At 29.7% G+C, this 23,271-nt stretch carries 24 protein-coding genes; 12 read left to right on the top strand and 12 right to left on the bottom strand.

Features of this window, described 5'->3' with window-relative positions; genetic code table 11:
* Nucleotides 1–43: 43 nt before the first annotated feature.
* The 11 genes from ACFQ1U_RS01365 (at nt 44) to ACFQ1U_RS01315 (ending at nt 11,295) form a co-directional block, all read left to right on the top strand.
* Complete coding sequence (locus tag ACFQ1U_RS01365) at nt 44–1,105, top strand: acyl-CoA reductase (RefSeq protein ID WP_386104522.1); 1,062 nt, start codon at nt 44–46, stop codon at nt 1,103–1,105.
* Between the two features lie 50 nt (nt 1,106–1,155).
* Complete coding sequence (serC, locus tag ACFQ1U_RS01360; protein ID WP_386104520.1) at nt 1,156–2,220, top strand: 3-phosphoserine/phosphohydroxythreonine transaminase; 1,065 nt, start codon at nt 1,156–1,158, stop codon at nt 2,218–2,220.
* 19 nt (nt 2,221–2,239) lie between these two features.
* Nucleotides 2,240–3,190, top strand: a complete 951-nt coding sequence (locus ACFQ1U_RS01355; RefSeq protein ID WP_386104518.1) for a D-2-hydroxyacid dehydrogenase — start codon at nt 2,240–2,242, stop codon at nt 3,188–3,190.
* A 3-nt stretch (nt 3,191–3,193) separates the two neighbouring features.
* Complete coding sequence (locus ACFQ1U_RS01350) at nt 3,194–4,432, top strand: DUF1015 domain-containing protein (protein WP_386104516.1); 1,239 nt, start codon at nt 3,194–3,196, stop codon at nt 4,430–4,432.
* A 5-nt stretch (nt 4,433–4,437) separates the two neighbouring features.
* Nucleotides 4,438–5,103, top strand: a complete 666-nt coding sequence (locus ACFQ1U_RS01345; RefSeq protein ID WP_386104514.1) for a YggS family pyridoxal phosphate-dependent enzyme — start codon at nt 4,438–4,440, stop codon at nt 5,101–5,103.
* A 92-nt stretch (nt 5,104–5,195) separates the two neighbouring features.
* Nucleotides 5,196–6,293, top strand: a complete 1,098-nt coding sequence (locus ACFQ1U_RS01340; RefSeq protein ID WP_386104512.1) for an exonuclease domain-containing protein — start codon at nt 5,196–5,198, stop codon at nt 6,291–6,293.
* A gap of 24 nt (nt 6,294–6,317) precedes the next feature.
* Nucleotides 6,318–7,142: an ion transporter gene (locus ACFQ1U_RS01335; protein ID WP_386104510.1), complete on the top strand. Its 825-nt coding sequence runs from the start codon at nt 6,318–6,320 to the stop codon at nt 7,140–7,142.
* Nucleotides 7,143–8,042 carry a tRNA (adenosine(37)-N6)-dimethylallyltransferase MiaA gene (gene miaA / locus ACFQ1U_RS01330; protein WP_386104508.1) on the top strand — a complete coding sequence of 300 codons (900 nt, stop codon included), beginning with the start codon at nt 7,143–7,145 and terminating at the stop codon, nt 8,040–8,042.
* Between the two features lie 117 nt (nt 8,043–8,159).
* Nucleotides 8,160–9,644, top strand: coding sequence for a hypothetical protein (locus tag ACFQ1U_RS01325; protein ID WP_386104506.1), 1,485 nt, complete (start codon nt 8,160–8,162; stop codon nt 9,642–9,644).
* 17 nt (nt 9,645–9,661) lie between these two features.
* The gene (locus ACFQ1U_RS01320) at nt 9,662–9,895 is read left to right on the top strand and encodes a hypothetical protein (protein ID WP_386104503.1); all 234 of its coding nucleotides are present in this window, start codon (nt 9,662–9,664) and stop codon (nt 9,893–9,895) included.
* A 65-nt stretch (nt 9,896–9,960) separates the two neighbouring features.
* Nucleotides 9,961–11,295: a GH25 family lysozyme gene (locus ACFQ1U_RS01315; RefSeq protein ID WP_386104501.1), complete on the top strand. Its 1,335-nt coding sequence runs from the start codon at nt 9,961–9,963 to the stop codon at nt 11,293–11,295.
* Here the strand turns inward: ACFQ1U_RS01315 and ACFQ1U_RS01310 are convergent.
* Together ACFQ1U_RS01310 and ACFQ1U_RS01305 are read right to left on the bottom strand one after the other, a co-directional pair.
* Nucleotides 11,292–12,755 (bottom strand): AAA family ATPase, encoded by a 1,464-nt coding sequence (locus ACFQ1U_RS01310; protein ID WP_386104499.1) that lies wholly within the window; start codon nt 12,753–12,755, stop codon nt 11,292–11,294. The two genes, ACFQ1U_RS01315 and ACFQ1U_RS01310, sit on opposite strands and share 4 nt — an antisense overlap.
* Before the next feature lie 31 nt (nt 12,756–12,786).
* Nucleotides 12,787–13,923, bottom strand: coding sequence for a vWA domain-containing protein (locus tag ACFQ1U_RS01305; RefSeq protein WP_386104497.1), 1,137 nt, complete (start codon nt 13,921–13,923; stop codon nt 12,787–12,789).
* 83 nt (nt 13,924–14,006) lie between these two features.
* Here ACFQ1U_RS01305 and ACFQ1U_RS01300 point away from each other — a divergent pair, with 83 nt between their 5' ends.
* Nucleotides 14,007–14,822, top strand: a complete 816-nt coding sequence (locus ACFQ1U_RS01300; RefSeq protein WP_386104495.1) for a DUF1853 family protein — start codon at nt 14,007–14,009, stop codon at nt 14,820–14,822.
* Here ACFQ1U_RS01300 and ACFQ1U_RS01295 read toward each other — a convergent pair.
* Genes ACFQ1U_RS01295 through hisG form a run of 10 tightly spaced genes read right to left on the bottom strand, consistent with a single transcriptional unit; the run spans nt 14,797 to nt 23,051 of the window.
* Entirely contained in the window at nt 14,797–15,720 is a 924-nt protein-coding gene (locus ACFQ1U_RS01295; RefSeq protein WP_386104493.1) for an EamA family transporter, read from the bottom strand. The two genes, ACFQ1U_RS01300 and ACFQ1U_RS01295, sit on opposite strands and share 26 nt — an antisense overlap.
* 19 nt (nt 15,721–15,739) lie before the next feature.
* Nucleotides 15,740–16,327: a bifunctional phosphoribosyl-AMP cyclohydrolase/phosphoribosyl-ATP diphosphatase HisIE gene (gene hisIE / locus ACFQ1U_RS01290; protein WP_386104491.1), complete on the bottom strand. Its 588-nt coding sequence runs from the start codon at nt 16,325–16,327 to the stop codon at nt 15,740–15,742.
* Nucleotides 16,324–17,076: an imidazole glycerol phosphate synthase subunit HisF gene (hisF, locus tag ACFQ1U_RS01285; protein ID WP_386104489.1), complete on the bottom strand. Its 753-nt coding sequence runs from the start codon at nt 17,074–17,076 to the stop codon at nt 16,324–16,326. The genes hisIE and hisF overlap by 4 nt, the downstream gene beginning before the upstream one ends.
* 24 nt (nt 17,077–17,100) lie before the next feature.
* Nucleotides 17,101–17,817, bottom strand: a complete 717-nt coding sequence (gene hisA / locus ACFQ1U_RS01280; protein ID WP_386104487.1) for a 1-(5-phosphoribosyl)-5-[(5-phosphoribosylamino)methylideneamino]imidazole-4-carboxamide isomerase — start codon at nt 17,815–17,817, stop codon at nt 17,101–17,103.
* A complete protein-coding gene (hisH, locus tag ACFQ1U_RS01275; RefSeq protein WP_386104485.1) occupies nt 17,814–18,392 on the bottom strand; it encodes an imidazole glycerol phosphate synthase subunit HisH in 579 nt (192 codons plus the stop codon). Before hisH ends, hisA begins: the two co-directional genes overlap by 4 nt.
* Nucleotides 18,393–18,417: 25 nt before the next feature.
* On the bottom strand, nt 18,418–19,557 hold the full coding sequence (gene hisB, locus ACFQ1U_RS01270) for a bifunctional histidinol-phosphatase/imidazoleglycerol-phosphate dehydratase HisB (RefSeq protein WP_386104483.1): 1,140 nt from the start codon (nt 19,555–19,557) through the stop codon (nt 18,418–18,420).
* Nucleotides 19,557–20,609 (bottom strand): histidinol-phosphate transaminase, encoded by a 1,053-nt coding sequence (gene hisC / locus ACFQ1U_RS01265; RefSeq protein ID WP_386104481.1) that lies wholly within the window; start codon nt 20,607–20,609, stop codon nt 19,557–19,559. The genes hisB and hisC overlap by 1 nt, the downstream gene beginning before the upstream one ends.
* Nucleotides 20,600–20,902: a hypothetical protein gene (locus ACFQ1U_RS01260; RefSeq protein ID WP_386104479.1), complete on the bottom strand. Its 303-nt coding sequence runs from the start codon at nt 20,900–20,902 to the stop codon at nt 20,600–20,602. Before ACFQ1U_RS01260 ends, hisC begins: the two co-directional genes overlap by 10 nt.
* Before the next feature lie 11 nt (nt 20,903–20,913).
* Nucleotides 20,914–22,194 carry a histidinol dehydrogenase gene (gene hisD, locus ACFQ1U_RS01255; RefSeq protein ID WP_386104477.1) on the bottom strand — a complete coding sequence of 427 codons (1,281 nt, stop codon included), beginning with the start codon at nt 22,192–22,194 and terminating at the stop codon, nt 20,914–20,916.
* Entirely contained in the window at nt 22,194–23,051 is an 858-nt protein-coding gene (hisG, locus tag ACFQ1U_RS01250) for an ATP phosphoribosyltransferase (protein WP_386104475.1), read from the bottom strand. The genes hisD and hisG overlap by 1 nt, the downstream gene beginning before the upstream one ends.
* Nucleotides 23,052–23,271: the final 220 nt, after the last annotated feature.

The raw sequence follows: 23,271 nt of genomic DNA, 5'->3' as shown, positions 1-23,271 counted from the left end.
GCAATTGCAAAAATAGAGCCAAAATATTTTAGAACCAATTTAAATGGACAAAATCCAACAACGTATTAACGCATTTGTAAAATTAGGAGATTTTCTAAGTCAGTTTTCTAGAGAAAAAATTGAAGAAAAACCATTAATTCCTCATAACGATTTGTTTTTTAACGGATTTAAACATCAACTAAAACTCGCACAAGAAGCAAATAGTTGGTTTACCAAAGAAAATTTATTGTTTAGTTGTGAAAGCTGGTCACAAGCTTTAACTGAGGGTAATATTAAACAATGGATTTCGAATGAAGAATTAATTGAAAATTCAGAAAAACAAGTTGCCATTATCATGGCAGGAAATATTCCTCTTGTTGGGTTTCATGATTTTATTTCGGTATTAATCTCTGGTCATGCTGTTTTAGCTAAATTATCATCAAATGACAAGCACTTACTACCTTTTTTAGCGAAATATCTAGAATATGTAAATACCGATTTTAAAGGTAAAATAACATTTACGGACCAAAAACTAACAAATTTTGATGCTGTAATTGCTACTGGTAGTGATAATACTGCTCGTTATTTTGAGTATTATTTTAAAGATAAGCCAAGTATAATTAGAAAAAACAGAAACTCCGTAGCTGTTTTAACAGGTAATGAATCAGAAGAAGACTTTAAGAAATTAAGCGACGATGTTTTTCAATATTTTGGTTTGGGTTGCAGATCTGTTTCAAAGTTATTTGTTCCAAAAGGGTATGATTTTGATAATTTCTTTAGAGGAATGTTTGATAAACAAGAAATTATAAACAATGTTAAATACGCTAATAATTATGATTATAACAAAGCCGTGTATTTAATGAGTGAATTTGATATTTTAGAAAATGGTTTTTTAATGATTAAAGAAGATGCCAGTTACGCCTCCCCTATTGCATCGGTATTTTATGAATATTATGATAATTCTGATGATTTAAAAATTAAGTTATTTGAAGACAGTGATAAAATTCAATGTATTGTTTCCTCTAACTTCCATGAAAACGAGATTGCTTTTGGAAAAACCCAACAACCTCAGTTATGGGATTACGCAGATGGAGTTAATACCTTAGAATTTTTGGCAAAAATTTAAAAACTATTCGTAGTTTAAATTGCATCTTTGCATATAATCAACAAAACCTAATGAAAAAGCATAATTTTAGCGCAGGTCCATGTATTTTACCTGAAGAAGTTTTAAAAAAAGCCTCTGAAGCTGTTATTAATTTTAATAATGATGATTTATCGATATTAGAAATCTCTCACAGAAGTCAACCTTTTGTAGATGTAATAGAAAATGCTAGAAGCTTAGCTTTAGAACATTTAAACCTTCAAAATAAGGGATATACCGCTTTGTTTTTACAAGGAGGCGCTAGTATGCAATTTTTAATGGTAGCCTACAATCTGTTAAATAATAAAGCAGCGTATTTAAATACTGGAACATGGAGTTCTAAAGCCATTAAAGAGGCTAGATTATTTGGAGAATTAGATGAAGTGGCCTCATCAAAAGACAACGGTTTTTCATACATCCCAAAAGGATATATGATACCCAAAGACGCTGATTATTTTCATTGTACAAGTAATAACACCATCTATGGAACACAAATGAAAGAATTTCCTAATACAGAAGTTCCTATAGTGTGTGACATGAGTTCAGATATCTTTTCAAGAACTTTAGATTTCTCTCAATTTGATCTAATTTATGCAGGAGCTCAAAAAAATATGGGCCCAGCAGGTGCTACATTAGTAGTTATAAAAGATGAAATTTTAGGAAAAGTATCAAGAGAAATTCCATCAATGTTAAATTATCAATTGTTAATTGAAAAAGATAGTATGTTTAATACGCCTCCTGTATTTTCTGTATACGTTTCAATGTTAACATTAGAGTGGTTAAAAGAAATTGGAGGTATATCTTTCATAGAAAAAGTAAATCAACAAAAAGCAGATTTACTTTATAATGAAATTGATAGAAACCCTCTTTTTACAGGTTTTGCAGCTGTAGAAGACAGAAGTGTCATGAATGCTACTTTTACTATTAATAATAAAGCTTTGGAGACTAAGTTTGATAGTATGTGGGCAGAAGCAAGAATAAATGGTTTACATGGTCATAGATCTGTTGGAGGTTACAGAGCAAGCATGTATAACGCATTACCTTTACATAGTGTTCAATCATTGGTAGATGTAATGCAAGAATTAGAAAGAATTAGTTAAAAATATTTAATAAAAACTAATGAAAATATTAGCAAACGACGGAATATCTAAAAGTGGAGAGTCACTTTTATTAGAAGCAGGATTTGAAGTTATTAATGTAAAGGTAGCTCAAAACCAATTAGAAGATTATATTAATGATAATGGTGTAGACGCTATTTTTGTAAGAAGTAGTACACAAATTACACAAGAGTTATTAGAAGCGTGTCCTAGCATTAAATTAATTGGACGCGGCGGTGTTGGTATGGACAATATCGATGTTACTTTTGCCGAGGACCACGGAATTCATGTAATTAATACACCTGAAGCTTCTGTGCATAGTGTTGCCGAATTAGTTTTTGCTCACTTATTAGGTATGGCAAGAAACTTACATCAAGCCAATAGAGACATGCCTTTAGAAGGTGATAGTAACTTTAAAGGTTTAAAAAAGCTTTATACAGGACATCAATTAAAAGGAAAAACTTTAGGTATTGTTGGTATGGGACGCATTGGTATTGCTACAGCTAAAATAGCATTAGGAATGGGAATGCGTGTTGTGATGAATAACAGAACCACAAAAGAGGTATACTTTAATTTAGAGTTTTTTGATGGGCAACAGGTTCCTTTTTCTTTCTCTTCTATAGATATTAATGAATTATATAAAGAAGCCGATTTTATTACATATCACATTCCTGCTCAAGAAGAATATATTGTAACTGATACTGAATTTGAAAAAATGAAAGATGGTGTTGGAATTATTAATGCATCAAGAGGTGGAATTATAGATGAGGTTGCACTTGTAAATGCCATTGAAAGTGGTAAAGTTAAATATGCTGGTTTAGATGTTTTTGAGAATGAACCAAATCCAGAAATACAACTATTAATGAATCCTAGTTTATCGTTATCTCCACATATTGGAGCTGCTACTCATGAAGCTCAAGAACAAATTGGTGTTGAATTAGCTAAACAAACTATAGATTTATTACAGTATTAATATATGGCAGTTGTTAAACCTTTTAAAGCAGTAAGACCAACTAGAGACAAAGTTGCTTTGGTTTCCTCTAAATCTTATGATATTTATCCACCTAATGAACTAGAAGCTAAACTAAGTTACAATCCGTTTACGTTTTTGCATGTTGTAAATCCTGGCTATAAATATCATAAAAAACATATTTCAGGTGATCAGCGCTTTAAATTAGTACATAACCGTTATCTAGAGTTTAAAGAAGAAGGTGTATTTACCCAAGATGAAGATCCTGCCTACTATATTTATCAAAAAACAACACCATACCACACTTTTTGTGGTATTATAGCAGCGTCATCTGTAGAAGATTACCATAAAGATGTCATAAAAAAACATGAAGATACTTTAAGATCAAGGGAGCTATTGTTTGAAAACTACCTAAAAAATACAGGTTTTAATGCAGAACCTGTACTGTTAACGTATCCTGATAATTCTATAATAGAAGCTATTATAAATAAGTACAAAGAACAACGCCCAGAATATGAATTTTCTACATCTGATAAAGATAAACACTTACTTTGGGTAGTTGCTAATAAAGAAGATATATCCACAATTCAACAAGCTTTTAAAGAGGTAAAAACTTTATACATTGCAGATGGTCATCACAGGTCAACTTCTTCATGTTTACTAGCTAATAATTTAGCCCAAGAAAACCCAAAACACACTGGAGAAGAAGACTACAATTTCTTTATGAGTTATTTTTTACCAGAGAGCCAGTTAAGTATTTACGAATTCAATCGTTTTATAAAAGATTTAAATGGATTAACTCCTGATGAGTTTTTAATTGAGTTAGATACCTATTTCAGAATCGAAAAAAGAGGTCAAGAATTATTTAAACCCAAACAAAAACATCACTTTTCTATGTATTTAGATGGTGAATTTTATGCTTTATATCTTCGTAAAACAGCCTATACTTTTTCAGATGCAAAAAGTAAGTTAGATTCAGAAATCTTATATCAAACAGTATTAAAGCCTATTCTAGGCATTGATGATATTAGAAATGCTGATAAAATTTTATACTCACAAGATAAATCTGATGGATTAGAGCTTAAATTAAAAGTTGATAATGGAGAGTTTAAGGTGTCATTTGGGATGTTGCCGGTAACTATTGATGATATTAAAGATATTGTAGATAGTGGACTTATGATGCCTCCAAAAACAACCTATATAGAACCAAAATTAAGAAGTGCATTAACCATTTATGAATTTTAGTTAAAATGCAAGGAATTAAAGATAAAATACAAGAAATTAAATCAGCTTTACCAGCTAATGTTACTTTAGTAGCTGTATCTAAAACAAAGCCTATTTCTGACATTCAAGAAGCTTATAATGCAGGGCAGCGTGTATTTGGTGAAAATAAGATCCAAGAAATGGTTGAGAAATATGATGAACTACCGAAAGATATACAATGGCATATGATTGGTCATTTACAAAGAAATAAGGTAAAATATATGGCTCATTTTGTTGATTTAATTCATGGTGTTGATAGTTTTAAAACATTAAAAGAAATAGATAAACAAGCTAAAAAACATGATCGTGTAATTAATTGTTTATTACAAGCTCATATTGCAGAAGAAGACACTAAATTTGGTTTATCTTTTAATGAAATTAAATCAATTTTAGCATCAGATGAGTTTAAAGAGCTTAGCAATGTTAAAATTGTTGGGCTTATGGGAATGGCAACTTTTACAGATGATAAAAATCAGATTCAAAAAGAGTTTTCATCTTTACACTCATTGTATACCGGCCTAGCTAAACATTATACTTCATTTAAAATATTATCTATGGGAATGAGTAGAGATTATAACCTAGCAATTGAATGTGGTAGTAATATGGTACGTATTGGAAGTTCTATTTTTGGGAGTAGAAACTATCTAACATAATTAATTTTATTACAGCTATTTTTTATATATTTGATAAACAATAGTTTTATTCCCCTACAATTTATTAATAACCTAATAACAGGAAATCCTGCATGTACGCCATTTTAGATATTGAAACAACTGGTGGGAAGTTTAATGAAGAGGGTATAACTGAAATTGCTATATACAAGTTTGACGGCCAAACAGTAGTTGACCAATTTATTAGCTTAGTAAACCCAGAAAAAGAAATACAAGAATTTGTTGTTAAACTCACTGGTATTAACAATAAAATGCTTCGTAATGCACCTAAATTTTATGAAGTTGCCAAACGAATTATAGAAATTACTGAAGACTGTATTTTAGTAGCACACAATTCTGCGTTTGATTATAGAGTTTTAAAAACGGAATATAAACGCTTAGGTTATGATTTCCAGAGAAATACATTATGTACCGTAGCTTTAAGTAAAAAACTAATTCCAGACCAACCATCATATAGTTTAGGGAAATTAACAAAAAGCTTAGGTATCCCCCTTTCCGACCGTCATCGTGCTTCAGGTGATGCACTTGCTACAGTTCAATTATTTAAACTTTTATTAGAAAAAGATATTGATAAAGAAATCATCCAATCTTCTATTAAATTTATAGATAATAGAAACTTTAAAAAGAAAATTAAAGGATTAATAGAGTCTGTACCAAATTCAGAAGGTGTTTTTTATATTCATAATGAAGATGGACATGTAATTTTCTTAGGAAGAGGAAAGAACATGCAAAAAGAAGTAGGTAAACTGTTCTTAAAACAATCAAAAAGAGCTCAAAAAGTTTCAAAGTTAGCGCAAAGCGTTAGTTTTGAAGAAACTGGAAATCAGTTATTAACTCGCTTAAAATACTATTTAGGTTTAGATACCTTAAAGCCTAAATACAATTTAATAAGAAAGCGAAAGATTTCTGAAAATAAATTTAATCACGATCACTTAATTTTAATAGATAAAGGTAGAATTCCAGAAGAAAACGCTGTTATCTTAATTGAAAATAATGAAGTTTTAGGATATGCTTACACAAATTTATCCTATCAAGAAAACCAAATAAATATACTTAAAAACATGCTTACTTTTATAGAAAATAAATTGTTAGCAAAAAGTATTATTAAAAACTATTTGGCTAAAAACAAAGTAGAAAAAATCATCCGTTATCAAATTGAAAATAATTTGTAATATTGTTTTTTAAACTATCTTTTTTTGAAAAAATTAGAAACAAAAAACCGTAGTTGGAGAGAGATTATTCATGAAGTTATTTATGAGGCAGATACTCCCGAAGGTAAGTTATTTGACATAGCACTTTTAGCTTTAATACTAATGAGTATTATTTTGGTGATGCTAGAAAGTGTTAAAGAAGTTGATGATAAATATCATGAAACGCTATATGCTTTTGAATGGGGTGTAACTATTCTTTTTTCTATAGAGTATGTGTTAAGGGTAATTTCTATTAAAAAACCTACCAAATATATTTTTAGCTTCTATGGTTTGATAGATTTACTATCAACACTACCAATGTATTTATCTGCTATTTTTATTGGTTCACACAGTTTAGTAGCTTTAAGAGCACTTCGTTTATTAAGGGTTTTTAGAATTTTAAAGCTTTCTCGTTTTGTTGGGGAATCAAATCAATTAATGAAGGCCTTAAATGCAAGTAAAGCTAAAATAGGTGTGTTTTTATATTTTGTACTCATTGTATGTGTTATTCTAGGTACCATTATGTATTTAATAGAAGGCGCGGATAATGGTTTTACTAGTATACCCAGAAGTATTTATTGGTCTATAGTAACATTAACTACTGTAGGTTATGGAGATATTGCTCCTCAAACACCTTTAGGACAATTTATAGCTAGTATTACAGTAATTATTGGGTATGCTATTATTGCAATTCCAACAGGAATTGTCTCGTCTGAAATGACTAAAGGAAAAGTAAACTTGAATACTCAATCATGCCCTAATTGTGGATACGAAGGACATAAAGATAATGCTGAATTCTGTTACCATTGCGGATCAAAATTAAATATGTAAATGAATACATTAATTGTAATTGTAGGAACAACTGCTATAGGTAAAACAGCATTAAGCATAAAATTAGCACAACATTTTTCATCAGAAATTATTTCATGTGACTCACGACAGTTTTTTAAAGAAATGACTATTGGAACTGCTGTTCCTGATCAGGATGAATTAGCCGCTGCCACACATCATTTTATTCAAAATAGAAGTATTTTTGACGATTACAATGTAGGAAGCTTTGAAAAAGATGCTTTAAAAAAATTAAATGAATTATTTGAAAACAATTCAATTCAGATAATGGTTGGTGGAAGCGGATTATACGTTGATGCTGTAGTGAATGGTTTAGATTTTTTTCCAGATGTAGATCCTCAAATAAGAGAAAATTTAACTGAACAGCTAAATTCTGAAGGTATTGAAGTACTTCAGCAACAACTATTAAACTTAGATCCTGAAACCTATAATACTATAGCTAAAGACAATCCACATAGAGTAATAAGAGCTTTAGAAATATGTATTGGAACAGGAAAAACTTATAGTTCATTTAAAAATAAGCCAAAAACTCCAAGAAACTTTAACGTTATAAAAGTTGGTTTAAATGCAGAGCGTTCTATTATTTATGAAAGAATTAATAAAAGAGTAGATATAATGGTTAAAAATGGTCTCCTTGAAGAAGCTAAAAACCTTTACCCTCATAAGCAACTAAACGCTCTACAAACCGTTGGATATAGAGAGCTTTTTGAATATTTTGACGGTAATTGTACATTAGAAAAAGCCATTGAAGAAATTAAAAAAAACACCAGAAGATTTGCTAAAAGACAACTAACTTGGTTTAGAAAGGATGAGAATATTAAGTGGTTTAATTATGATGAAAAAATAGAAACCATAATAAATTCAATAAAAAAAGAGCTTTAACGCTAATACTGCAAAAAACTACGCTTATAACCTAAATAAGAGTACTACTGATATAAAATATTTTTTGGGCTTAAATATCAAGTAATTTTATGTTCACAAACTTTAAAATTACTAATTATGCCATCTACAATACCTTATGATCCTTCGTTAGTGTTGGGAAACATTGTATCTAAAGAAAAGTTAGATAACATTGTGCAAATTTCAAAACTGCAAGCACCTGCAGATGCAGCTGAAAGCGAATTAAATTCTTTAATATCGTTAAAGAGAAGTGTTGATATGACCATTCAAGAAACAATGGGAATGGGAATAAATACAGATGATTTAATTAAAGAATCAGAACAAATTGGTCAACAAATTCAAAAAGCAGCAATTGCTTACGGTAAAGCAAAAATAAATTCAGAAAAACAAATTCAGCCGTTAAAAGCAAAAATGAATGCTGTTAATGAATCTGTTGAAAGTCCAATTGATTATAATAAAAGTCAATTAAAACAGATGCCTATTTCCAGTGATTCATTACAAATGAATAGTCAGTATTTTTCTTATGATCAAAATGCTCAAAGTTCAGCAAGTCATGCCGCAACTGTAGCGTCATTTGTTCAAGAATCATTAAGTATTTTTGGAGAGGGTCAATCTTCACAAGCAAGTGCCACAGCTCAAGAACAAGTTAATAGCCAACATTCAAGGCACAGTATAGCAGGAACACTAGTGATTACTATTACTTGTACACATAAAAATGCTCAGGTATTTGCTCCGTATGTTTTAGATGTTGATAAAGCTGTTAGAAGTTGGAATGCCATGAATCCTAGCAACATGATAAAAACAAACGATATAGGATCTATAGCTGCAATAGAAGCTAAATCTGACACAAAACAAGACCCTTCATTCTCAATTTTATCTGGAGCAACTTATGGTTCTTCTTTTGTTGGAATGGTTCATATACTTAATACAACTGAATCTCAATCAAGCCAACACATGGAATCTATTGCTGCTTCTATGCAAGACACCTTTGATATTGGTGGATGGTTTGCTTCTGGTACTGGTTCATTTGGAGTGAGTTCGACATTCTCAGACAGTGCTAAAAACTTACTAAGTACACAAAATGTAACTTCACATGCTACATTAATAACTATGGGTATTATTCCTTCAATTAAATCAAATCAAGTTAAAATGGCTGTTCAGAGTTTTTCTGATTTTGATCCGGCTAAAACAATGGAAGAACTAGCTACCTTACAAGGTGCTACTGCTAGTGCAAATAATACAATTGCAGAGGGTGCTGCAGCTGCTAGAACAGGACAGCAAATGATTACACTTAAAAATGCCACTATAAAGGCTACATTAAGTGGAGTTGCTGATATTGACGATGGACAAAATAAAGTTATTGACACTAATTCCATGATGACAGCTATGGAAGATTATGTGAATAAATGTGTATCTGGAGGAGATAACCTTGGAGTTCCTATTAACTATTATTTAAAGCCTATAACACAATCTGAAATAGCTAGAGCTTGGTTAGCAAAATACTACCCTAACAGATTTAACAAAGCTGGAAGCGCTGATGATACTAGTAGTTCAGATTCAAAAAATGAAAAGACAGATAATTAATTTTAAAACTTAAAAATATGGAATATTATGTTCAAAATTTTCAGTATGATGGACCTGGAGAGTCTTTATGCTATGGAGCAATGAATAATCACAACCATGACGAGTCTAACCAGTTCTCAAAAGATATTATAGCTTATTTAACAGCACAAGGAGCTAAAAATATTCGACCAGGTAATTTTAGATCTCATCAATCTATTCCTAGAAATGGTAAGGAGTTTAACTGGAATGGAAATAACTGGGTAAAGTCTTAATTATTCAAAAACAAGTAGTAATGATTACTGTTACTACTTGTTTTTTAAAATTGTTGTTATACATTATGAAAAAATTTAATGATTTTGAACTCTCTATACTACATCAATTAAGTAATTTCCAAAGTCAAGGTGTTATAACAATTAAAAATTTACTTGAAAAAATTTACTTTAATCAACAGTCAGGTAAAGCCATAATTTTACAACTAAAAGAAAACTATGCAATATTTTTTTTAAGTTCTTCAATATTTTTAAATTCTTCAAAACAAAAACAATCAATATTAGAACTAACACAGTTAGTTAGATTACTAGATTTTTTAAAAGACAATGGCATTATTGCTATTTTTAGAAAAGCACATACAATTAAAAGTCCTATTTTTTTAATTAGTGATTATTTTAATGAACCAATTTTTGAAAAGGATAAAATAATAGTAAATACTGAAGGTGCTTACACAGATAAACCTGAAGTGATTAAAAATAAAGAAGGACATATTATTTACAATGGTATTCAATTTAATGATAGCTCTGCTATTATTAAAAATATGCTAGGAAGTATTGTTATATCAGATGAAATAAATGAACTTATACCCAAAAAAGAGTCTAAAACAAAAACATTTAATTATTTCAACCAAATAAAAAAAAGAAAGTATATATTAACTGTTGTAGCATTACTTTTTTTATTGTTACAAAATTTTCACCTTCACCAAAAACAATCTAAAGAAAACCAAAAACAGTTTAATAAAATTCATAAACAAATACAAAGCTCTTTAAATAATTCATCCGTAATTACCTTAAAAAGTCAAAAACAACATAAACTTAACTACGGAATTGATATTTCAAAATGGAATGGAGATATATTAAATAATAAATTACCTGATAGTTTATATTTTGTTATTTGTAAAGCAACTCAGGGTGAGAAAATTATCGATAATAAATTTGACTATAATTGGAATAAAATATCAAAATTACAATTAAAACGAGGTGCTTATCATTTTTTTGTTATTGATGATAATCCTGAAAAACAAGCAATTCATTATTGGAATACCGTTAAAAATTTGAATATTGATGACTTCCCTCCTATTGTAGACATCGAAACTGCTAGTGGTTATAAAGTATCGCATCAAAAATCTACAGCTTTAGAAAAAAAGTTATTTATATTTTTAAATACTATAGAAAAATTATCTGGTAGAATTCCAATGATTTATAGTAGTCATCAATTTGCAAATAAACACATAGTTAATAAAAAATTTGCTAAATATCCACTTTGGATAGCTGATTATGAAAGTAAAGAAAAACCTTTGGTTCCAAATGTTTGGAAACACAAAGGCTGGAAAATTTGGCAAAAATCAGATTATTATGATATTAATTCTAATAAAATTGATTTTGATGTATTAAATTATTAGATACCTCTTATGTAATTGGCTAAAGGATCATTAAATTGAAACCCTTTTGTAAATCGTTCTTTATTTAAAATTTTGAATTCAGATAACGCCCAAAGCACAAATTCTTTTAAAAAATACATATCTTCTTTGGCAGTTTCTGGCTGATATTTAGTAATTAAATCATCTAATGGTTGTATAATATCTAATTGTTCTTTAAAATAACGATCATCCATATCATCTAATAACTCTACATTGTTTTGCTTATAAAACCATGTAGCTACATCATCATATGGCGTTTTTTCATCCTCTTTTTTAAGTTTTTTAACTTCAGGAAATAATGTTTTAAATATTGTTTTAACTGCATTATTAATTAATAGTTGCGCAACTACATCAGCTCCCTCTTGTTCTCCTTCATAAACTAATTCTATTTTTCCAGTAATTGCAGGTATAGCGCCAAAAAAGTCTAATAATCTTACAGTTGTTTTAGAGTCATCTGTTAACAATGCTCTTCTTTCTGCAGTACTTAAAATATTTTCAAATACAGCAATACTCATTCTAGCACTTACTCCACTTTTGGCGTCAACAAACTCACTATTTCTGGCTTCAAAACTAATTTGTTCAATTAAAGTTTTAGCTAATTTAGGCACATATACCGTATCTTTTTGATTTTGTAATGATTTTGCTTCTTGTGCAGTTATTTTCTCAGCAATTTCTACTGTCTCTGGGTAATGTGTTAATATTTGAGAGCCAATTCTATCTTTTAAAGGAGTTACAATACTTCCTCTATTGGTGTAATCTTCTGGGTTTGCCGTAAACACAAATTGAATATCTAACGGTAGCCTTAGTTTAAAGCCTCTAATTTGAATGTCTCCTTCTTGAAGTATGTTAAATAACGAGACTTGAATTCTTGCTTGTAGATCAGGAATTTCATTTATAACAAAAATACATCGATTAGCACGAGGAATCATTCCAAAATGAATCACTCTGTCATCTGCATAATTTAATTTTAAATTCATAGCCTTTATTGGATCAATATCACCAATTAAGTCAGCAACTGTTACATCTGGAGTTGCTAATTTTTCAAAAAACCTATCATTTCTATGTACCCAGCTAATTGGTGTTTCATCTCCTTTTTCAAGAATCAATTCTTTAGAAAACCTAGATAAGGGCTGTAAAGGGTCGTCATTTATTTCTGAACCTTCCACTACAGGAATATATTCATCTAATAGAGTTACCATTAAGCGAGCTAATCTAGTTTTAGCTTGTCCTCTTAAACCTAATAAATTAATGTTATGTTTTGATAAAATGGCAGTTTCTAATTCGGGAATTACAGAATTTTCATATCCCCAAACGCCTTCAAAAACAGTTTCTTGATTTTTTAGTTTTACTATTAAATTATCTCTTAGTTCATCTTTAATAGTTTTTGATATATATCCTGAGTCTTTTAATTGACCTAATGTTTTTATATTTTTTATATCCATTATATTTAATTCTATAAAATTCAACGTTCTTTTATCTTCCTCTTAATCTTTTCTTGCGGTTTTGTTCATAATCTTCAAAAATCATTTCTCCCAATCCTTTTAAACCAGTATAAAACGCTTTTCCTTGATTGGCTTTTGTAAAATGCCTAATGAATTGCATTAAATATGGGTCTTGCGCAATCATAAAAGTGGTAATAGGTATATGTAACTTTCTTGCTTGAGATGCCATGTTATAACATTTTTCTACGATATAACTATCTAAACCATTGCTATTTTTGTAGTAAGTACCATCTGACAAACGTAAACAACTAGGTTTTCCATCAGTAATCATAAAAATCTGCTTGTTTGTGTTTCTTTTTCGTCTTAAAATATCCATTGCTAACTGAAGACCTGCAACAGTATTAGTGTGGTATGGACCTACTTTAAGATATGGTAACTCTTTAACAGGTATTGGCCAAGCATCATTTCCAAAAACAATAATATCTATAGTATCTTTAGGATATCTTGTTTTTATTAATTCAATTAAAGCCATGGCTACCTTTTTTGCAGGAGTAATTCTATCTTCACCATATAAAATCATACTGTGACTAATATCAATCATTAAAACAGTACTCATTTGTGCTTTAAAATTAGTTTCTTCAACCACCAAATCCTGTTCAGTAAGAGAAAAATTACCTATGCCGTTGTTAATTTGAGCATTTTTAATACTCTCAGTCATAGAAATACGATCTAGGGAATCTCCAAAATGATAGTTTCTAAATTCACCCGTATGCTCATCTCCTTGACCTATATTTTTGGTTTTATGGTTGCCTAACCTACTTTTTCTTAGTTTACCGAAAATTTGATCCAAAGCGTTCTTACGAATTGCTTGTTCTGTTTTTGAGGTAATTTTAATACCACCTTTCCCATCAGGATCTTTAGAATCATCTAGCTCTTCTCTAACATAACCTTTCTTTTTAAGGTCTTCAAGAAAATCACCTAGGGTATATTCAGGTGTTGTTAATTTGTATTCTCTGTCTAACTGTTCTAACCATTCAAAAGCTTCATCAAAGTCGCCAGAAGTGTAAGTAATCAGTTCTTTGAAAATATCAAATAATTTGTCGAACGGAGGAATTTGTTTTGCTTCAAAATTTTCAAAACGTAATCCTTTTTTAAACTGATTTATCATACTATAAAAATACGACTATTTGTATTTTTACACCATCAATAATTAACGATTCTTATAGAATTTATGATTTTTTTAATATTTAGATGCATTATAAATACAAGGAAATACAATTACAATACAACGGTTTTTTAAATACTCATTTCTTGTGGAAAGGAACTTTTAGTTTATTTAATTTAAAAAGCTTAAATACAATCTTTTGTAAAGGGTTATTTCAATTAAAAATTGAGAATAAATTACGGTTAGGAAAGTTAGTAGAACAATTTGTTTTTAATGAATTATCGTTAGATCCTACAGTGCAAATAATCACTAAAAATTTACAAATTCAAGATAATAAAATTACTGTTGGTGAATTGGATTGTATCATACTGAAAAACAACCAACCTATACATGTTGAAATTATCTATAAATTTTATTTGTATGATGCTTCTGTAGGAAATTCTGAAATAGAACATTGGATTGGACCAAATAGAAAAGATAGTTTAATAGAAAAATTAAACAAACTATCCCAAAAACAACTTCCGTTATTATATCATCCAAAAACTATTGAAAAATTATCAGAATTAAATTTAAATTCTAACGATATTAAACAACAAGTATATTTTAAAGCCCAATTATTTCCGCATTTAAATGATTATAAAAAAACATTTGAGGTTATTAATAATGATTGTATTAGCGGATTTTATATTTATGAAAATGAGTTAGAACAGTTTGAGAATTGTAAATTTTACATTCCAACAAAATTGAACTGGTTAATGCAACCACATACTAATATTGATTGGCTTACTTTTGAAGCTTTTTTACTCAACATTAAAAAGGATTTGAAGAATAATTACGCACCACTAATTTGGCTTAAAAAACCAACAGGAGAACTTTTTAAATTTTTTGTGGTTTGGTGGTAACTTTAGGTTTTGCAATTCTTTTTCTTGAGGTTATAAAATATACTCCAGTTAATAAAACACAAGAGGCTACTATAGATTGAGTGGTTAATTCCTCATTCAAGAAATACCATCCTAAAAATAAGGCGATAACAGGATTTACATAAGCACTTGTAGAAACTTTTTCTGGTGATACAACTTTTAATAAATAATTAAAAGACGTAAAAGCAACGATACTTCCAAATAATATTAATGCTAATACAGAAAATTGAACTTTGGGAGATATTTGAGATAAAACAGTGTAATCTTCTTTAAATATCTGACTCCAAAATATTAATAAAATACTTGCCATAGTCATTTGATATCCGGTACTTACAAAAAAGTTTTTAGGCACATCTGCTTTAGAAACAAATACACTTCCGTAACTCCAACTTAAAACACAGCTAAAAATCATAAAAATACCCAAAACCATACCGTCTGAAGTAGTTATTGATTTTTGACTAACAAGTAAATACATACCTACTATACCTAAACAAACCCCAATTATAGATTTACGTTGTAATCGTTTACCATCTATTAAACGCAATAAAAAAAGAACAAATAAAGGTTGTGTAGAAGCCAATAAAGCAGCAAAACCACTATCTACGTACTTTAAAGCCCATACAAAAACACCGTTACCATAAACCAAAAATAAAAAACCTGCAATAGTAGAGTTTAATAATTGTTTTTTAGTGATTACAAGGTCTTTCTTTAGCAACTTAGCAATAAGTAAAATAAGAATACCAGCAATACCAAACCTTACAGCTGCTAATAATAGAGGTGGAATTTCAGCCACCGCCATTTTATTAAGTAAGTAGGTAGAACCCCAAATAAAATATATTGAAAAAAATGAGGCTATTATTAGCAGCTTTTCTTTGTTCATAAGGTTATTTATTAAATGTTTAGTGTCTGCTTTGTAAAACAGCTTCTATATCTTGCAAGGTAAATCCTTTGGCTTTTAACAAAATTAAGTAATGATATAATAAATCAGCTGCTTCATTGGTAAATAAATCGTCATTATTATCTTTAGCTTCAATAACTACTTCTACAGCCTCTTCACCTACTTTTTGAGCAACTTTATTAATTCCTCTTTTAAATAACTTGTTAGTATATGAAGATTCTATATTATTATCTATTCGATCATGAATTACTTTTTCTAATTTGTAAATGAAACCTTTAGAAGTCTCTTCTGCAAAGCATGAAGTTGTTCCTTTGTGGCAGGTAGGACCCTTTGGAGTTGCTTTAATTAAAATAGTATCATTATCACAATCTATTTTAATATCATTAACTAATAAAAAGTTTCCGCTTTCTTCTCCTTTAGTCCATAATCTATTTTTGCTTCTGCTAAAAAAAGTTACCTTATTTTCTTTTTGAGTTTTAGTGAACGCTTCTTCATTCATATAACCAAGCATAAGTACTTGCAAAGTTTGTGTATGTTGAATTACAACAGGTACTAAACCATTATCACTTTTTGTAAAATCTATATTCATCGAATAGCTATGTTTTGTTTTTTTAATTCAGTTTTTAAAGTAGGAATAGGAATCTCTCCAAAATGAAAAATACTAGCGGCTAAGCCTGCACTTGCGTCTGTTTTGGTAAAAACATCTGTAAAATGTTCAATAGCACCTGCTCCACCTGATGCAATTACAGGAATATTTACATTTTTACTAACCGCATCCGTAATATCTAATGCAAATCCTGCTTTAGTACCATCATTATTCATTGAGGTTAACAAAATTTCTCCAGCACCTAAAGTTTCAGCTTGTTTTGCCCAAGCTACTGTTTCTAAAGGAGTTTCTTCTCTACCCCCTTTTACATAAACTTTCCAAATATCATTTGTAAACTTTGTATCTATAGCTACTACAACACACTGACTTCCAAACTCATTGGCTAACTCTGTAATTAGTTCTGGTCTTTTTACTGCAGAGGAATTTATACTAACTTTATCTGCTCCTGCTTTAATTAATGCTGAAACATCTTCTACAGAATTAATTCCACCACCTACAGTAAAAGGGATATTGATTTCCTTAGCGATTTCTGATACTAATTCAATTAAGGTTTTTCTTTTTTCTACAGTTGCTGTTATATCTAAAAAAACAAGTTCATCTGCACCTTGTTTTACATAAGCTTTCGCTAATTCTATAGGGTTTCCAGCATCTATAATATCAACAAAATTTACGCCTTTTACTGTTCTACCATCTTTAATATCTAAACAAGGTATAATTCTTTTTTTTAACATATCGTTTTATAAATTGTTGATTTCTTATTTTAAAAATTGCTGTAAATCTTTTAATGCAATATTGCCTTCGTAAATAGCCTTACCAATAATTACGCCTTCGCACCCTAGTTCTTGGACTTTAAAAAGATCATCTAAAACTGCAACACCTCCACTTGCTATAAGATTAACATTAGAAGTTTCTATTATTTCTTTATATAAATCATTGGATGTGCCTTGTAACATTCCATCTTTGGCAACATCTGTACAAATTACATTCTTTACTCCTATTTCTTCATAATCTGTGATAAATTCTACAACATCTTTCACAGAAGTTTCAAGCCAACCATGAGTGGCTATTTTTCTATCTTTACAATCGGCACCTAAAATTATTTTATCTGCTCCATATATTTTCATCCAATTCATAAAAACATCTGGATTTTTAACAGCTATACTTCCACCTGTTATTTGGTTTGCTCCACTTTCAAAAGCAATTTTAGCATCTTCGTTAGATTTTAAACCGCCTCCAAAATCAATTTTAAGGTTTGTTTTAGTAGCAATTTCTTCTAATACCTTATGATTTACGATATGGCTAGATTTTGCACCGTCTAAATCAACTAAGTGTAAATACTGAATGCCATTATCTTCAAACTCTTTAGCTACTTCTAACGGATTTTCATTATATATTTTTTTTGTGTCGTAATCACCTTTTGTTAATCGTACACATTTACCTTCTATAATATCTATGGCTGGTATGATTCTCATAACTCTAAAAAGTTTTTTAAGATTTGTTCTCCTACATCTGCTGATTTTTCAGGGTGAAATTGAGTAGCGTAAAAGTTGTTTTTTTGAATTGCTGCTGAAAATGGTGTGATATAGTCTGTTTTTGCAATAGTATTTACGCAAACATCTGCATAAAAACTGTGTACATAATACACATCATCTGTATTATTAACACCTTTAAAAAGAGGACTATTAATTTCCGAAAAGCTATTCCATCCAATATGCGGAACTTTATCTTGTGGTGGAAATAACTTTACTTTGGTGTCAAAAATTCCAAGACATTCAGTATTGTTTTCTTCTGAAGATGTACACATTAACTGCAATCCTAAACATATACCTAGAACTGGCTGCGTTAATGAAGTTATAATTTTATCCAAACCTTTGTCTTTTAAGTAATTCATTGCAGTACTGGCCTCTCCAACACCTGGAAAAATTACTTTATCAGCTTTTTTTATTTCTTCAATATCATCTGTAATAATACTTTCATATCCTAATCGGTTTAAAGCATTTTGTACCGATCTAATATTACCAGCATTATATTTAATTATAGCTATCATTATAAAATATACTTCTTAATTACGTTTATAAAACACCTTTGGTAGAAGGTAAAAACATTTTGTTAGCATCTCTTTTTACTGCCATTTTTAAAGCTTTAGCAAAAGCTTTAAAAATACCTTCTATTTTATGGTGTTCGTTTACACCTTCAGCTTTTATATTTAGGTTACACTTTGCGCCGTCTGTAAATGATTTAAATAAATGAAAAAACATTTCTGTTGGCATATCACCTATTTTTTCTCGTTTAAATTCAGCATCCCATTCTAACCAATTTCTTCCACCAAAATCAACTGCTACTTGTGCTAAACAATCGTCCATTGGTAAACAGAAACCATATCTTTCAATCCCTAATTTATTACCTACTGCTTTGTAAAAAACTTCTCCTAAAGCAATCATAGTGTCTTCTATGGTATGATGCTCATCTACTTCTAAATCACCATTTACTTTTATAGTTAAATCCATAGCTCCGTGTCTACCAATTTGATCCAACATATGATCAAAAAAAGACAATCCTGTACTTATGTCATTTTTTCCTGATCCGTCTAAATTTAATTTGATATAAATCTGAGTTTCATTGGTATTACGTGTAATCTCTGCAACTCTATCTTTAAGCTTTAAAAACTCATAAATTTCTTTCCAATCAGTACTTGTAAGCGCTATTGCATTTACAATTTCTTGTTTGTTTGCTTCGATTTCATCTGCGCCTAATTCTGGATTTTCAGATAAAAATATTCCTTTAGCTCCTAAATTTTTAGCTAATTCCATATCGGTAATTCTATCCCCCAAAACAAATGAGTTTTCTAAATCATAATCTTCAGAAAAATATTTTGTTAATAAACCTGTTCTTGGTTTTCTTGTTGCAGCATTTTCATGCGGAAAAGTTTTATCTATGCACACTTCAGCAAACTCAACACCTTCTTTTTTAAAAGCATCTATTATTTTATTTTGAGCTGGCCAAAATGTTTCTTCTGGAAAAGAATTAGTACCTAAACCGTCTTGATTAGTTACCATAACCAATTCAAAATCTAATTCGCCAGCAATTTTTGCCATATATTGAAATACTTTAGGATAGTATTCTAACTTTTCTAAACTATCTAATTGGTAATCTACTGGCGGCTCTAAAACAAGAGTTCCGTCTCTATCTATAAACAATACTTTTTTCTTCATTATAATGCTTTTAAAACTTTAATTAACTCCTCGTTTTCTTGTGGAGTTCCAACGGTGATTCTAATACAGTTATCTATTAATTTATGTCTGTTTCTAATAATAACCTTTTTCTCTATTAAGTATTTGTAGGTTTTTACAGCGTCATCTACATGAACAAGTAAAAAATTTGCATCTGATGGATATACTTTGTTTACAATTTTTAATGATGCTAATTTTTGACGTAAAATATAACGTTCCTCTAGAATGATTTTTATTTTATCATCAACATCTTCAATGTTATTTAATGCGTTTAATACCGCTTGTTGGTTTAACTCGCTCACATTATAAGGTGGTTTTACCTTATTGTATAAACTAATTATTTGTTTATTAGAATAGGCTGTACCAACTCTTACACCTGCTAAGCCCCAAGCTTTACTAAATGTTTGGCTCACTATTAAATTAGGGTACTCATTAATTTTATTAATAAATGATTCTTTATCACTAAAATCAATATAAGCTTCATCAACAATAACAATACCTTTAAAATTTTGTAGAATAAATTCTACATCCTTTTGTTTAAAAGAAATTCCTGTTGGATTGTTAGGAGAGCAGATAAAAATCAGTTTTAGATTATCATCAGCTAAATATGGTGTTAATTCATTTGTACTTATTTGAAAAGCTTGAATTAACGGTAATTTAATTAACGCTATATTATTAATATTTGCAGATACATCATACATTCCGTAAGTTGGAGAGAATGTTAATGCTTTATCTACTCCAGGCTCGCAAAATATTCTAAAAGCTAAATCTATAACTTCATCGCTACCGTTACCTACAAAAATTTGATCAGTATTAACTTTTTTTAATATTGATAATTTTTCTTTGATAGCTTTTTGTTGAGGATCTGGATAACGGTTTAATGTTCCGTAAGGATTTTCATTTGCATCTAAAAAAACATCTGCACTACCTTTAAATTCATCTCTTGCAGATGAATATGGCGCTAAATTTCGAATGTTTTCTCGAACAAGTTCTTGTAAATTCATGTTAGTTGTGTTAGTTGTGTTTAATTCCATTGTGATAGACAAATAATAATTAAAATTAAATCTATAAATGGCAATAAACTCAATATAAATGATGGCTTATATAATTCTTTTTTGAAAAGTAACCATGCTAATAATAACGAACCTATAGCTACAATAGGATAGCTTATTATGGCATAGAAAGTAAAGACTAAAAGTTTGTTTTCTGAACTTTCTGGTGCATCAAACATCATTGGAGACATCATTATTACCGGAAGTGAAAAAAATGTTGTACAACCAACAATTATATTAACTGCTCGTAACCAGGGTCTTAATTTACTTTTCATTAGTCTAATTGTTAAATGCTTTGTAACCTTAAAGTTACAGCATTTTTATGAGCTTCCAAGCCTTCTGCTTCGGCCATTAATTCTATTGCAGGACCAATGTTTTTAATTCCTTCAGAAGTTAGCTTTTGAAAAGTAATTTTCTTTACAAAACTATCTAATGAAACTCCGCTATAGTTTTTAGCATATCCATAAGTTGGTAAGGTATGATTTGTACCTGATGCATAATCTCCTGCGCTTTCACAGCTATAATTCCCTAAGAAAACAGAACCTGCGTTGGTTATTTTATCTATGAAATACGCTGAATTTTCGGAAGCAATTATTAAGTGTTCAGGAGCATAAATATTACTAAAATCAATACACTCATCAATAGAATTAAGTAAAATAGCTCTACTATTATTCATCGCTAAAGTAGCAATTTCTTTTCTTGGTAATTTAGCTAGTTGTTCTGCTACTTCTTTACTTATTTCGTTTAAAACATTTTCATTATCTGTTAAAAGAATAACTTGGCTATCTGGACCATGTTCTGCTTGCGATAATAAATCTGCCGCAACAAAACTTGGGTTACACGTATCATCTGCAATAACTAATACTTCACTAGGTCCGGCAGGCATGTCGATGGCTACACCTTGTTGCTGCACTAATTCTTTTGCTTTGGTAACATATTGGTTACCTGGACCAAAAATTTTATATACTTGAGGGATTGTTTCAGTACCAAATGCCATTGCTCCTACGGCTTGAGCACCTCCTGATTTAAATATTTTTGTTACGCCTACTAAATTTGCTGTATATAAAATTACTGGATTAATTTTTCCCTCAGTATTTGGTGGAGTACATAACACTATTTCTTTACAACCTGCAATTTGAGCTGGTATTGCTAACATTAAAATTGTAGAAAATAAAGGCGCACTACCTCCAGGAATATACAAACCAACTTTTTCTATACCTACGCTTTTTCTCCAACAAGACACTCCTTTAGTTGTTTCTACAACTTTAACATCTTCTTGTTGTGCTTTATGAAATGTTGTAATATTATTTCTAGCAACGTCAATAGCACTTTTTAAATCGGCAGAAACTTGTGTTTTAGCTTCTTCAATCTCTTGTTGAGAAACCTCTAAAGAATCTAAAGAAACGTTGTCTAATGACTTGGCATATTTATACAATGCTTCATCCTTATTTTTATTAACATCATCTAAAATAGCGGAAACAACATCTGTTAATTGTGATTTTTCAATTTGTGCTCTCTCACACAAATTTAACCATGCTGATTTATTAGGTTTGATATAACTTTTCATTACTGAATCATGTTTTCAATTGGACATACTAAAATACCTTGTGCTCCTGCTAGTTTTAACTCATCAATAACATCCCAAAAATCATTTTTATTAATAACAGAGTGAACTGAACTCCAACCTTCTTGAGCTAATGGCAAAATTGTAGGACTTTTTATACCTGGTAAAATATTAATGATTTCATCAATTTTATTGTTAGGCGCGTTTAACAACACATATTTATTTTCTCTACCTGCTAAAACAGATTGTAATCTGAATTGAATTTTATCTAAAATCTCTTGTCTATCTGCAGATAATTTTGGTGATTTAACCAATGCAGCTTCAGATTTTAATAAAACCTCAATTTCTTTTAGATTATTTTTAAATAATGTACTTCCGCTAGATACTATATCACAAACAGCATCTGCTAAACCAATGTTTGGAGCAATTTCAACTGAACCATTAATTATGTGAAGGTTAGCATCAATATTAGCTTCTTTTAAAAACTTTTTAACGGTATTAGGGTAAGAAGTAGCAATGCGTTTACCCTTTAAATCTTGTAAACTTTTTGCTTCTGAATTTTTTGGAACAGCAATAGAAACTCTACATTTAGAGAAACCTAACTTTTCTACAATAGAAATCTCTTCTCCTTTTTCAATTAAAATGTTTTCTCCAATAATAGCAACATCTACAACACCATCTCTTAAATATTGTGGTATGTCTCCATTTCTTAAAAAGAACACTTCTAACGGGAAATTTCTTGCTGAAGCCTTTAATTGATCTTTTCCGTTATCTATAGAAATTCCTATAGCTTTTAAGATTTTTAATGAATCTTCGTTTAATCTTCCTGATTTTTGAACGGCTAGTCTTAATTTACTCATTTTTATTAGTTTGTTGTTGGGTTTGAGTAAATCTAATAGGGAATTTTAAAAGTAAAAAATCCGTTTGATTTACTCAAACGGATTTTAGATTTTATGAACTTTTAACTACATACATAACATTCTTAATTCGCCTGAGTGCAAATATGAGAATGATGATGATGTAATTTAATAATTGACATGATATAATTTTGATGATGCAAATTTACATGATTATATATTT

The sequence above is a fragment of the Tenacibaculum geojense genome (assembly GCF_042676005.1).
Lineage (GTDB): Bacteria > Bacteroidota > Bacteroidia > Flavobacteriales > Flavobacteriaceae > Polaribacter > Polaribacter geojense.
The sequence above is the reverse complement of the archived record's forward strand: the minus strand, read 5'-3'. Positions and strand labels throughout refer to the sequence as shown.